A 13,302-nucleotide genomic window follows, 5' to 3' on the forward strand; every position below is an offset into this window, starting at 1 on the left:
CTGAACAACGCCGGTCGCCTCCAGGCACGCAGGAGCCGCGCACGCAGCGGCGCGGGCAGCGGTCCACTCAGCAGGCGCAAGCCCGCCTCCCGGCGCAGCGGGTTGGTGTGGAGATAGCGACCAGAGGGAAACGACGGACGAGGGGGGGGACCACCGAGAATAGCCATCGGAGCACGCTCCTTTCGACTTCGTGAGTCGCGTGACTCACGCTGCCGAAACGGCCCCTTCCTGGCGCGACGATGGACGCGAAACTTGCCTTCGAGGGCGCGCGGATGATGCGCGTCGCCCTCTCCGACAAATGGCAGCCCAGTCGTGGTTCAGGAAGAGGCCGTGAAGCGAACTACCAAGTGAGCATAATAGCCGGTGATAGAATGCCTCCAGCCCCATTCCTGGTGTTGCCAGGTCTGGGGGGAATGGCGCGGCGGTGACTTCATCACTGCCGCGTCATGCCGTTCCAGCGGAACCTCAGCCCACCCAAATGTGAACCGAGTAAGAAGAGTATACCTGCCTGGCTCTCCTCTGTCAAGCGGCGTAGGACCACTGGACCACCTGTAGCGCCGCCATCCTGGCGGCCACCGCTGGCCTGCTGGTATGGTGGCCTGGAGGGCGAACGCTCGCCAGGGCGAAGCGTTGGCCGCCTGGAAGGCGGCGCTACAAGTGAACTTCCCGCCCAATAGGCGCGGCGTTCGCCAGGGCGAATCGTTGGCCGCCTGGAAGGCGGCGCTACAAGTAACGCGCCGCGCCGACGCGGGTGGGGGAGCCTGCACAGGCACGGGTGCGCGAGCGACCAACGGGAGCGAGAATGCCGAGGTATAGCCGAGGCAAGCACCCGTTGCCGGAGGCAAGCTTGGTGGCGCAGCCGCCAGGCGCGGTTTTAACCGCCTGCGGACGTTGTGGGCGCTCTCTTCCTGAACGCTCAGACGCGCGGTGGCCCCTGCTGAATACCGGCGCGCACATCAGCGGTGGTATCCTGCTCGCGAAAGCCCTCCAGCCACCATGTCACGCCAGCCTCGGCGTATTCGGCCAGCAGCGCGTCGCCCGCCTCCTTGCCATGCTCGTAAGCCCACCCGACGGCAACAACATCAAACGGCTCCGCGCTTGTTCGATACTGCCGGATATAGGCCAGCATGGCGCGCACATCAGCAGGCATCATCTGTGTATCGTGCATGAGGGGAAAGACCCCATCCCAGCGCGCCGCTCGTCGGAACGGCTTCTTGTGCGGCCAGAAACCCGCTACCCAGATAGGAATGCGCGGCTGCTGCGCTGGCGTCGGCAGGAAGCAGACATCTTGCGCTTGATAGTGCTGCCCCTGGAAGCTGAACGGCTCGCCGCTCCACAGGCCCGTCAGCACCTCCAACCCTTCATCCAGCATTGCCCCGTGCAGCGCGTCATCGCCTGGCTCGCCAAAGGCGCTGTACTCGCGCCACTGATCGACACCGATCCCCACGCCCAGCACCAGCCGCCCACCAGAAAGCTGATCGACGCTCACCGTCTCGCGGGCCAGCTTCCAGGGACGACGGCGCGGCAGCGGCGTCACCATCGTACCCAGCCGGATACGCTGCGTATGCTGGGCCATCGCCGCCAGCGCCACCCAGGGGTCGGCAAAAGGCGCTGCCGGAAAGGCTTGCAGATGGTCCCAGAGAAAGAAGCCATCCCACCCGGCCTCTTCGGCTTCGCGCGCCAGTTCGGCCAGCGTGCGCGGATTGGCCCAATCCCCAAAGTTCGGCAGATCAAGCGCGTAACGCATCGTTCACTCCTTCCAGATGCTCAAATGTGCGTCTCCTCTTCGCGTCTTCATCAGAGAGATCACTTTATCAGCATAGCTCAGTATACTGGCCTATTCCTGACATCTATTGTCAGGAATGTATGGTATGGTTGAAGGAGAAACTCAGAAGTTACGCGAGAAGATACCAAAAGGAGTTTGAGGGCATTGATCATTTGCCAGATGACATTGCCATGCTGAATAAGGCGAAGGGATAAGAGCGATGCGTGCTGATCGGCTGCTTTCGATGCTGTTGCTCTTGCAGGCCAACCGACGTGTCACAGCGCAGAAGTTGGCGGAAAAGCTGGAAGTCTCAGAGCGCACCATCTACCGCGACCTGGAGGCGCTCAGCGCCGCCGGTATACCCGTCTATGCCGAACGTGGGCCAGGCGGCGGCTGCACCCTGCTGGGCGAATATCGTACTACCCTGACCGGCCTGAACGAGTCCGATGTGCGCACCCTGCTCCTTTCGGGCGTACCCCGGCCCCTGGCCGACCTGGGCTTAGACAAAGCCCTGGAGGTTGCCCTGCTCAAGCTGCTGGCCGCGCTGCCCTCAGCGCGTCGGCCCGACGCCGAAGGCGCGCGCCAGCGCCTGCATCTGGACGCCGCAGCGTGGAGCGCCCCGGAAGTCGAAGAGGTTCCCCACCTGCGCATTCTGCAAGAAGCCGTCTGGCAGGAACGCAAAGTGCGCCTGAGCTATCGCACGCGCAGCCGCGTCGTCAACGAACGCCTGGTCGAGCCGCTGGGCCTGGTTGCCAAAACTCACGTCTGGTATCTGGTCAGCCGGATAGCGGGCGAAATGCGCGTCTATCGCCTCTCGCGCATGCAATCCGTTGAGCTGACCGACGAAACGTTCGAGCGCCCCGATGACTTCGACCTGGCCGCCTACTGGGTGGATTGGTGCGCCCGGCTTCGCGCCACCTTCACCCACTATCCAGCCGTGCTGCGCCTCGCGCCGGAAGCCATGCCCATCCTGCCACACTTCTTCGGCGAAGGCGCCCACGCGCTGCTCGACCAGGGCGGCCCGCCCGACGCAGACGGCTGGGTGACGCTGCATCCTACCTTCGAGACTATAGAAGAGGCATGCAGCATGGCGCTGGGGCTGGGCGACTGGGTTGAAGTGCTGGAGCCAGCCGAACTCCGCGAGCGCGTCATTCGCCAGGCCGCCAGCGTCGTAGCTTTCTATGCGCAGCGGTAGGCTGGCGGCTAATGATTTTTGACTCTGCAAGTGGGTCTCTGTCCCAGCCTGCGCAGGCAGGCTTTGCGGCGCAGCCTCCAGCCGCGACCTCCAGTCGCCAGGCTGCTCGCCTATGCCGCTGTCCCTGGCGGCGAACGGCGGGGGCGTGGGTGTCCCGCAAACATTCTGGCGCAAAACCTGTCAGGATAGCAGTACAATGGTACTAGCCCAATTGAAGCATGGTTGCATTTTTCAGCTTTCCTGGCTAGACTGTAAGAATGCAAAGGATAAGCTGTATCTCTTTGACGCGCTGCTCGCCAGGCCATCAAAGAGGCATCCGGGTTCATCATCGAGGATAGACACCATGTTACGAAGGGGAAAAGGTCGCTGGGGAAAGAGCGGTGGACAGAACGACGAAACGCCTTTGCAGGTCCAGGAAGACCCGCGCTATGAGATGAGCGGCTGGGACCAGCAGGATGCCTCAGCCGCATCCTACGCCGTCAACCAGGACACCAACCAGGACCATCTGGACGCTGACGCCTCGCCAGGCCAGGACGCGCCCGCTGTCACAGGCACAGACGACGTCCCCGGCGCTGAGGCATACGTCCCCTATCTCGATGATGCAGAGAACTCCTACGACGCAGCCCAGGAAGAGTTTGGCGCGGAGGATGAGCAGGACTGGTACGAGGATGACCAGGACGAGCAAGACGCCGAGGAGCGCGCCCTGGCCCCTTACGAAGCGCCCCAGCCCCCAGCCCACCGAGGCATCATTGGCGCGGCGCTCCTACACCTCGCTGGCGAAAGCCGCGAACTGGCGACGCTGGAGCCGCGCGCCACCGGGCCGGTCCTGGTTCCCGGCAGCGGCAATGTCGCCCGTCCCGGCGCCCTCGGCCACACACCCTTCTCCCCACGCGCCCACCGACCTCGCCCGTTCCTCATGATGATCTCCATCATCATGCTTGCTTTGCTGACCCTCACCGCCACCGCCTGGGCCGCTGCCCCGCTGGATACCCAATATCAAGTCTATAACGCCTTCACCACCTTTGCCGGTTTCTCGGCTCATCCCACAGCCACGAGCCAGCCCAAGTACAACTGGTACATCGTCCATTATGGGGATAGCCTGCAAAGCATCGCCACCAAGTTTAGGGTTTCGCCCAACGGCATCCTCTTGATGAATGGCTTGCAAGACGCCGATCAACTCTATGTCGGCATGCAGTTGAAAATCCCAACCGATCCCACCTACGGCCAGGGCGCTCAGGTTGGGGTCGTAAACATTCCACCCCCGCCCCCCGATAAATCGGGGAACGTCTTTGGCACGAACCCCTGGAACACGCTCAGCGGGCCAACCGACCCCAACAACATCTGCGCGCCCGCCGGAGACTCCGACACCGTAGCCCACCGCCAGGCATTCGGGTTGATTATGCCCAACCCCAATGCCAAGTTTGCGCGCGGGTTCACCTGGTATCATAACGGCGTAGATATGGATAACCCGGCGGGCGCGCCCATTCTTGCGGCTCAGGCCGGGCTGGTCGTCTTTGCCGGCTGGGATCCCCTGGGGCTGGGCTGGTCGGTCAAGATTAATCATTGCAACGGCCTCTCCACCCTGTACGGCCACATGGAACATCCGCCAATGGTCAAGGCCGCTGACTATGTGACCGTCGGCCAGCAGATTGGGCAGGAAGGCTCAACTGGCAACTCTACCGGCCCCCACCTGCACTTCATGACCGAATGGTGGAACGAGGCCGCCAACCCTTACTGTTTCGACTTCCAGCTTCCCGCAGGCAACACGCCCTGCACCGCCTAGCCTTGTTCCCTTGCGACAAACCCCGAAGTATGCTAGAGTATAGCGCGGGACCGCGCTGATGAAGCAGCAGAATACAAGCGGTCAATTCTCGCCCTGAGAGGTTTTCAGTCGCATGTCAAGCATCCCTGGTCTTATACAGCGTTGTTCCGCCCGCCGCGCGCGCGGCGGCCTTCTTTTAAGCATCTTGCTCATGCTGGCGCTCGGCGCCTGCGGCCAGCCCATCCCCACCACCGCCAATCAAACCCCAACGCCTTCCCCAACCGGCACCCCCACCCCGACGCCCAAGCCAGGCAGCGCCTTTGCCTATGCCTTTGCGCGCGATGGACAGGTCTGGGTTGCCCAGGCAGGCAAAGCCGCCCAACAACTCTCTCACCTGCCAACTACCAGCGGGCAAAGCATCAGCGCGCTGGCATGGTCGCCCGACGGCAAACACCTGGCCTTCGAGGTCAAAGGGACGGGGTCTCCGGTTGACTATGTGATTGACGCCAGCAGCGGCGATTTTTCGGCGCTGAATGTCCCCGCCACCTCAGCCGCCGCCTCGCTGGGCTGGGCCAATAACAAGACCGTCATCGCCATCAAACAGGTGAGCGGCAAGATGCAGTTCTGGAAAACCGACATCACCAACAGCAGCGCCAGCAAGCTCACCGAGATTGACAGCGCCACACAGGTGAAGATCGCCAACGGCTTCATCTATTACTCACAGTTGGACACGAACCTGCGTCAGATCATGGTACACCGCTTTGACGTTGCCCAGGGGTCCGAAGGCACGCCGGTTGCCATTACCCCTCCTGGCTCCTCAACGCTCAAGGTCAATTGGGATGTTGCGCCCGATGGCTCGCGTGTCTTAATGGGCTTCAATCTGGCGACACCTGATCCCAACTGGGATAACGGCTTCTGGAACATCAACATCAACGACTCTACCGACCGCGCGCCCATCTTTACCAATGACGAGATCTCATTCAGCACCTTCAAGGGTACCGACACCATCACCCTGAGCTTCTCATCCGACGGCCAGACGCTGCTGCTGGACACCCAGAACTCCGTTGGCCCCATAACTGAAGGTGTTGATGACTCCAACTTCACCACCTATTCGCCGCACGTCGGCATCACCTCTCCGCTGGGTATCAGTTGGGCGCCCAACGGGGCCAGCTTCGCCCTGAACAGTGACAACGACTCCGGCCAATCCACCATCTACACCGTAGCCAGCAAATCCGCAGGCAGCGCCTTCGTTGACAAGGCCAGCCTCTTGCAGTGGTCGCCACAAAGCTAGGGTATCAACCGCTGCGCTGGATACTTACCTGTAGCGCCGCTTTCCAGGCGGCCAGGCGTTGGCCGCCGAGACGGCGGTACAGGCAAGAGGCTGAGGGCTGTACTTGTAGCGCCGCCATCCTGGCGGCCAGCGTTGGCCTGCTGGTCCGGTGGCCTGGCGGGCGCACGCGCGCCCAGGCGCAGCGTCCAGCCGCCTGGAAGGCGGCGCTACAAGTGGCCCCCCTGATAGGTGGTGGAACCGTACAGGCAAGAGGCCGCTGCCTGTACCGCCAGGCTTCGCCCGCAGCCGCTTGCCTCGGCTATGCCTCGGCACTCTCGGCTTCGCCTCGCGCGGCTGCGCCTCCGTGCTGGCGCGGGCGGGGCAGGGTGTGGCGCCCGCTGCTCCCGTGTGCGGCTCGAAACAGTGTCAGGGAAAAAGCCTGCTGCCCTGGATACTAAACGACCAGCTAACCGTTCTATAAGATAGATGCAAGCCGCACTACCCCATCATACAGGGAGGTATCATCATGATCTGTCCTTCTTGCCGCCTCTACATCAGCGACCCCGACACCAGCATCTGCCCGCGCTGCGGCCAGCCCCAATTCGATACAGACCGCGCGCAGGACTACGAGCAGCGTCCTCCAGAATCACCCTATCGGCCCTCTGGAGCCTCTTTTCCCCGCTACGGCAGCCAGCCTTATGAGGATCAGCCCTACAGCGGCCAACGATACAGCGGCCCGGCACATCGCCAGGAATATGGCGGCCAATGGCCCCAGCCTGGATTCTCGCAGGCCGTAGGGCCAGTTCCGGCAATGCCGTCGCGCAAAACCAGCCGCGCCAGGCGCATCTTCCTATACGGGGGATTATCGGTAGGATTGATAGCCTTCGGCGCTGCCCTCTGCCTGGGAGGTCTCATTTTCCTCGGCCTGCAACAGCAGGCAAACCTCAAGAAGAGCGTTGCTACGGCCACCCCCTTCCCAGGGACAGCCGCAGGCGCAACCATTCTCTTCCAAGATGCGCTGACCTCCAATATCAATAGCTGGCCGGAAGAGAGTCACTGCTCCTTTCACGACAACGCCTACCATATCAAGAATAACTTCGCCTGCTTTGCCCCGGCTGGCAATTTCGGTGATGAGAATATCACCGTTCAGGCAAAGCAGGTGGCAGGTTCTCTCCGTTATGCCTACGGGATTGTCTTCCGGCGAACGAACAAGAGCAACTGGTATGAGTTCGACATTGATGGCAACAGCGAGTGGGTCTTCATCAAAGTCGTTAACGAAAAAGTGTCCATGCTTGTGCATTTCACTCTGAATGCAGCCATCAAAGGTGGACTCAACACGACCAACACCCTGCGCGTCCAGGCAAAAGGCGCGCACTTTGAGTTCTATATCAACGGAACCAAAGTAGGGAAAGCCGATGATACCACCTTCTCCAGTGGGAAAAGTGGTCTTGTTGCTAACGGGGACGGTACAGAAGTAGCCTACAACAATTTCCAGATCACGGGGGCCAGCTAAATGCTGCGCAGCACTTCAGGGAGAGAACGCGAGCCACTCGCGCGCACCCCAGGGGTGCGGGTGAGTGGCTCGCGCCTTGCTGTCAGCCACCTATGGCCTTATTTGCTGCCTCGCTGATCTGCGCGCACTCCTCATCGGTCAGATCCCAGCCCAGCGCCCCGGCGTTGCTGGCGGCCTGCGAAGCGTTCTTAGCCCCCGGAATCGGCAGCGCGCCCTGGTGAATCAGCCAGTTCAGCGCAACCTGCGCGGGCGTTTTGCCGCCGTGCGCCTCGCCAACCTGGGCCAGCAGCTTGATGAGCGGGGCCGAAGCTTGCAGCCCCGCCGGACGAAAGGACCGATTCCTTTTCCGTATGCCGCTCACCGTCGCCCCATCATGATACTTGCCGGTCAGCGCCCCCTTCGCCAGAGGACTATACGCAATGAGCCGCACATCCAGTTCCTGGCACGCCGCCAGCACCCCGCTGCGCTCTGGCTGGCGATGCAGCAGACTGTACTCCACCTGATTCGATGCCAGCGCAATGCCCCGCTTCGCCAGCGCCGCGTGCGCCCGCCTCATCCGCTTTTCCGAGTAGTTGCTCACGCCCACCGCGCGTATCTTGCCAGCCTCCACTTGATCGGCCATTACGTCCATCAGCGCCTCGATCCTGATGGGCGACCCCCAGGGCCAATGCACCTGATAAAGATCGATCCGCGCCAGCCCCAGCCGCTTCAGGCTGCCATCCAGCGCACCGGGCAGGGTCTTCGCCGTCAGCCGATAGGGCCAGGGCGCAAACTTGGTGGCAACCGTCACCTCGTCTTGCTCCGCGCGCACCAGCGGCCCCAACGTCTGCTCGGAAACGCCGCTGCCGTACAGCTCCGCCGTATCAAAAAAGGTGATGCCAGCCGCGCGGCTCTCCCGATAGGCCGCCTCCACATCGTTCTGCCCATAGCCAACCCCATACTGCCATATGCCCCTATCGCCCCACTGCCAGGTACCCAGGCCCAGCGGGGGAACCTTCAGGTCCGTCTTTCCAATTGAAATCGTCTGTACCATCGCTCATCCTTCTCTACAAGAGTTTGTATATAATCAGGCGGCTTTCAAGTGCTTTTCCACGCGCTTGAGCAGCACAGCATTGACGGCTACCGTGATCGAACTGGCGCTCATCGCCAGCGCGCCGACGGCGGGGTTCAGCAGGATACCCAGCGATGCCAGAGCGCCACCGGCCAGGGGGATCGCCAGGACGTTGTAGATGGCCGCCCAGAACAGATTCTGCTTCATCTTTCTGACAGCGGCTTTGGAGAGGCGAATCGCAGCCAGCACATCCAGCGGATCGCTGCGCATCAGCACGACCTCAGCCGTCTCGATGGCGACCCCTGTGCCAGCCCCGATAGCGATCCCCAGGTCTGCTTGCGCCAGGGCCGGGGCGTCATTCACTCCGTCTCCCACCATCGCAGTAAAGAAGCCTTCGCTCTGGAGTTGTTTGATATAGCGGGCTTTGTCCACCGGAAGCACACCCGCAAAGACGCGGCTGATGCCCACCTCGCGGCCAACGGCCTCAGCCGTCCCCTGGTTATCCCCTGTCAACAGCGCCACCTGAATGCCCAGCGCCTGAAGGTCGGCCACCGCCTGGCGAGACGTTGGCCGGAGCCGATCAGCCACAGCGATAGCCCCCACCGCCTGGCCCTCCAGCGCCACGACCATCACCGTCTTGCCCTGCCCCTGTAGCGCAGCGATCTGCGCCTGGTCTGGCTCTGTCAGCCAGATGTCGTGATCGGCGAGCAATGTGGGCGTTCCGATGAGGACTGCGCGGCCCTCAACCAGCGCCCGAACCCCACCCCCGGCAATCGCCGCAAACTGCTCATACGGGAGCATTGGCAGGTGGCGCGATTGCGCCTCTTCCACAACCGTCCGAGCCAGCGGGTGTTCGGAATCGGCTTCAGCGGTAGCCGCCACCTGCACGAAGCGCGGCTCATCCAGTTCACCAGCCCGGCCCGCCTCGAAGAGTACGAGATCGGTCACGGCTGGCGCGCCCTCGGTCAGCGTGCCGGTCTTGTCAAAGACGAGCGCCTGAATCTTCGCCGCTTGCTCCAGCGCCGTCGCGTGCTTGATAAGGATACCATTTCTGGCTCCGATGCCAGTACCCACCGCCACCGCCGTCGGGGTCGCCAGCCCCAGCGCGTCAGGACACGCGATGACCACTGCTGTCACCGCCAGCGTCACGGCAAAAAGCGCGGTTTCTCCAATCAAGAAGAACCAGATCAGAAAGGTCAGCAGCCCGGCGCTTACCGCTGCCAGGACCAGCCACTCAGCCGCCGCGTCGGCCAATCGCTGGGCGGGCGCTTTCGAGTTCTGAGCCACCTGCACCAGTTGGACAATTTGCGCCAGTGCTGTTTCGCTGCCCACCCTGGTAGCGGTGAAACGCAAGGAGCCAGCCCCGTTGACCGTCCCCCCGATCACTTCATCGCCCGACTTTTTGCTCACGGGTAAGCTCTCCCCCGTCACCATGCTTTCATCTATGGCGCTGGCCCCATCCGTGACCAGCCCATCCACCGGCACTTTCTCTCCAGGCCGCAAGAGCAGCAGATCGCCCACCTGCGCCTGCTCCACCGGGACCGTCTGTACCTGCCCATCCGGCCCGATGATGTTCGCCTGAGTCGGAGCCAGCCGCAGCAGCGCGTTAAGCGCATCGGAAGAGCCGCGACGGCTGCGCATCTCCATCCAGTGGCCGAAGAGAACAAACGTCACCAGCATCGCGGCGGCATCATAGCTCGTTTCCACCTGGGGCGCAAATACCGTGGCAAACACGCTAAAGAAATAGGCCACCAGCACGCCCAGGCTCACCAGCACATTCATGTTGAGCGTCCGATTGCGCAGCGCCCGCCACGCCCCCGCGTGAAACATCCAGCCCGCCCACCAGACGACAGGCGTCGTCAAGACGAGCAGCGCCCAGTTGGGGCTGATCCCAAAGGGCGTCGGCAGCCGCAGCCCAAAGAGATGCACGCCCAGCGGCGAATAGAGAATGATCGGGATGGTCAGGACCAGCGCCACGAAGAAGCGGTTACGAGTCGCTGCCTCCATCGCGCGCGCCATCATCGGATCGCTCATGTCATGATCCATCATGTCATGGCGCATCCCTGCATGCTCCGGCGGCATCTCATGAGGCATCTCCGCATGTTCCGGCGGCATCTCGTGGCGCATGCCATGCTGTTCGGGCAGCCTCTCCCGCGCAGAAGTTCCTCCATCTCGGACCATGACCGGGGGAGTCGGCGCGAGACGCGCAGGCGCTCCGCAGGCAAAGCCGCAGTACCGGACCTGCTCACGCAGGAAAGTCTCGCTCAGGCGCGCCTCATCGTAGGTGATGGTGACGGTTTGTGTCGCGTAGCTGGCCTCGACCCGACTGACGCCCGCCTGTTTTCCCAGGTGTTTCTCGATCTCGCGGGCGCATCCGGCGACATTCAGCCCCTTGACGGGCAAGGTGATCGTCTTCATCCGCGCCGCCTCCTTTGCAGAACCACCCGAACCAGGATCAGAAAGCGCCGCCAATCAGCACGACGCTCATCGTTCTTCCTGGTATCTTGCAGAGCAGGGACCAACCCTACCCCACCCACGCCAGCACGGAGGCTGGCGGTACACGCGGCTGGCACAGGCCAGGCGCAGCCGCGTGTACCGCCGCCGTCCCTGGCGGCACAGCGCTGGCCTGAGCGAGCGTTCGCACTCGTTGGCAGCGCGCCTCTCGGTTGATGCTTCACTAATGAGGGTTCTTCAATTGCTCTACGATGGCTGCATCGCGGGCATGAGCCTCCTGAATGCTCGGGGTTTTCTCTCTGATCGCCCTTTCGTTCACTTCCCCGCTGTCTCCGTCGGCTTCAGAAGAAGTGAACCAGAGGCGCTTCCGGCTCAGGACCAGATAACAGAGGAACAGGCCAACGACGGCGCCAATAACGACGGCGCTGCCATTCCCGATGGGAATGAAAGTCCCGACGACGACGCACACCCCAAACGAGACTACTCCAAGGATGCCTTTTGCGTAACGCATCGTTTCCTCCTGGCTGATCGCGCGTCCGGCTATGCTGTGCGCTGCTGCGCCACTGCCTCCAACCCCAACTCCTTGATGGCCTGCTCGCGCAGGATGAACTTCTGCACCTTCCCGCTGGCCGTCATCGGATAGGCGTCGGTAAACTTGATGTAGCGCGGGATTTTCTGCCTGCTGATCTGATCCTTGCAGAAGTCGCGCAGTTCCTCTTCGCTGATCTCCACGCCTGCCTTGGGCATCACCACCGCCAGCAGTTCCTCGCCAAAGAAGGCATCGGGTACGCCCAGCACAGCCACGTCGGCAACTTTCGGATGGCGAATCAAAAACGCTTCGATCTCGGCAGGGAAAATATTCTCCCCGCCGCGAATGACCATATCCTTGATGCGCCCGACAATATTGATATAGCCATCGCGGTTGATCGTCGCCAGATCGCCGGTATGCAGCCAGCGATCTTTATCCACCGCCTCGGCGGAGCGTTCGGGCATATTGTAGTAGCCCGCCATGACCAGCCAGCCACGCGCGCAGAGTTCGCCGCGCTCGCCAACCGGCACAACCTCGCCTGTCGCCGGGTCAATGATCTTCACATCCACATAGGGCAGCGGAATGCCAACCGTTGCCGCCTTTAGCTCGAACGGGTCATCGCGCAGCGTCAGCGTAATCGCTCCGGTATTCTCCGTCTGTCCAAAAGCAATAATCACATCCGCGCCGATGCGCTCCTTCACCTGCTCCATCAACGCCACCGGCACCGGAGCGCCCGCGCAGACCACCCCATTGAGCGAAGAAAGATCATACTTGCCAAAATCGGGATGCTGGAGCATCGCCAGCAGCATCGTCGGCACCCCGCCGGAGAAATTGCAGCGTTCGCTGCTGATGATCTGCATCGCCTTCAGCGGATCATACGCCAGCAGCGGGTGAATCGTGCCGCCAAGATACAGACCGGCCAGCGTGTAGCCTACGCAGCCAAAGACATGGAAGAACGGCACCATCACGCACGAACGCGAGCCATGCTCCAACTTCAGGCGGCTGGCAATGGTCATCGCCTCGTTGACCAGATTATAATGGGTCAGCACCGCGCCCTTGGGAAAGCCCGTCGTACCAGAGGTGTACAGAATCATCGCCGGATCGTTCGGCGTGATCGAAGCCTGCCGTTCGGCCAGCGCGGCGGCGCTGACCCCCATGCCAGCGCCCGCTACCTCGCGGAAGACCGTCGGACGCCACTCCTGGCTCTCCAGCAGCCCCGCCGGGGGTGCGCCCACCAGGCAGAGATGGCGCAGTTTGGGGAGCCGCTCGCTCGTCACCTCGCCGTTCTTCGCGCCAGGCGTGGTCATCGCCCGCATCGTTTCCAGGCAATTGTGATCGCGGATTTGCGCCATAAAGAACAGCGCGCGAATATCCCCTTGCTTGAGAAGATATTCGATCTCCGCCGCCCGCAGCACCGGATTCACCGTCACCAGCACCAGCCCCGCTTTGGCGGCGGCCATCTGAAGCAGCGGCCATTCTGGCACATTGGCCGCCCAGATAGCAACATGGTCGCCCTTTTGCAGCCCCAGCGCCAGCAGGCCGCGCGCCACCATATTCGCCTGATCACGATACTGCTGGTATGTCCAGCGAATATCCAGCGCCCCGCCGAACTCAGGATACCCGGAATACACCACAGCTTCCTGGGTCGTCAATTCCTCTGCGCGCTGATCTAAGAGGTCTCCGATGGTCGCTTCAAGCAGCGGTTCGCCAACAGCCTCGGCCTGCCAGAAGGACAGGCCATCCTGTGTCATACCCATGCAATC

The 13,302-nt window shown here is 62.3% G+C and carries 11 protein-coding genes; 5 read left to right on the plus strand and 6 right to left on the minus strand.

All coding sequences use genetic code 11. The annotated features are described in order from the left end of the window. Positions 1 to 591 precede the first annotated feature (591 nt). Positions 592 to 816 (plus strand): hypothetical protein, encoded by a 225-nt coding sequence (locus VH599_19660; GenBank protein HEY7350535.1) that lies wholly within the window; start codon positions 592 to 594, stop codon positions 814 to 816. 100 nt (positions 817 to 916) lie between these two features. On the opposite strand, the gene VH599_19665 is transcribed toward VH599_19660, so the two are convergent. After that, a complete protein-coding gene (locus VH599_19665) occupies positions 917 to 1,747 on the minus strand; it encodes an LLM class flavin-dependent oxidoreductase (protein HEY7350536.1) in 831 nt (276 codons plus the stop codon). Between the two features lie 238 nt (positions 1,748 to 1,985). Here VH599_19665 and VH599_19670 point away from each other — a divergent pair, with 238 nt between their 5' ends. From VH599_19670 to VH599_19680, 3 genes are all read left to right on the plus strand, one after another. Next, positions 1,986 to 2,960 (plus strand): transcriptional regulator, encoded by a 975-nt coding sequence (locus VH599_19670; GenBank protein HEY7350537.1) that lies wholly within the window; start codon positions 1,986 to 1,988, stop codon positions 2,958 to 2,960. A gap of 343 nt (positions 2,961 to 3,303) precedes the next feature. After that, positions 3,304 to 4,743 carry a LysM peptidoglycan-binding domain-containing M23 family metallopeptidase gene (locus VH599_19675; GenBank protein ID HEY7350538.1) on the plus strand — a complete coding sequence of 480 codons (1,440 nt, stop codon included), beginning with the start codon at positions 3,304 to 3,306 and terminating at the stop codon, positions 4,741 to 4,743. 112 nt (positions 4,744 to 4,855) lie between these two features. Beyond that, entirely contained in the window at positions 4,856 to 6,013 is a 1,158-nt protein-coding gene (locus VH599_19680) for a hypothetical protein (protein ID HEY7350539.1), read from the plus strand. 24 nt (positions 6,014 to 6,037) lie between these two features. On the opposite strand, the gene VH599_19685 is transcribed toward VH599_19680, so the two are convergent. Next, positions 6,038 to 6,325, minus strand: coding sequence for a hypothetical protein (locus VH599_19685; GenBank protein ID HEY7350540.1), 288 nt, complete (start codon positions 6,323 to 6,325; stop codon positions 6,038 to 6,040). Between the two features lie 193 nt (positions 6,326 to 6,518). Here VH599_19685 and VH599_19690 point away from each other — a divergent pair, with 193 nt between their 5' ends. Then, on the plus strand, positions 6,519 to 7,505 hold the full coding sequence (locus tag VH599_19690) for a hypothetical protein (GenBank protein HEY7350541.1): 987 nt from the start codon (positions 6,519 to 6,521) through the stop codon (positions 7,503 to 7,505). Positions 7,506 to 7,587: 82 nt separating this feature from the next. On the opposite strand, the gene VH599_19695 is transcribed toward VH599_19690, so the two are convergent. The 4 genes from VH599_19695 to VH599_19710 all read right to left on the minus strand — a co-directional run bounded on the left by VH599_19695 (position 7,588) and on the right by VH599_19710 (position 13,296). Then, complete coding sequence (locus VH599_19695) at positions 7,588 to 8,538, minus strand: aldo/keto reductase (protein ID HEY7350542.1); 951 nt, start codon at positions 8,536 to 8,538, stop codon at positions 7,588 to 7,590. A 33-nt stretch (positions 8,539 to 8,571) separates the two neighbouring features. After that, the gene (locus tag VH599_19700) at positions 8,572 to 10,974 is read right to left on the minus strand and encodes a heavy metal translocating P-type ATPase (protein ID HEY7350543.1); all 2,403 of its coding nucleotides are present in this window, start codon (positions 10,972 to 10,974) and stop codon (positions 8,572 to 8,574) included. Between the two features lie 259 nt (positions 10,975 to 11,233). Beyond that, positions 11,234 to 11,521: a hypothetical protein gene (locus VH599_19705; GenBank protein HEY7350544.1), complete on the minus strand. Its 288-nt coding sequence runs from the start codon at positions 11,519 to 11,521 to the stop codon at positions 11,234 to 11,236. A gap of 29 nt (positions 11,522 to 11,550) precedes the next feature. Beyond that, the gene (locus VH599_19710) at positions 11,551 to 13,296 is read right to left on the minus strand and encodes an AMP-binding protein (protein ID HEY7350545.1); all 1,746 of its coding nucleotides are present in this window, start codon (positions 13,294 to 13,296) and stop codon (positions 11,551 to 11,553) included. Positions 13,297 to 13,302 lie beyond the last annotated feature (6 nt).

The sequence above is a fragment of the Ktedonobacterales bacterium genome (genome assembly GCA_036557285.1).
GTDB lineage: Bacteria > Chloroflexota > Ktedonobacteria > Ktedonobacterales > DATBGS01 > DATBHW01.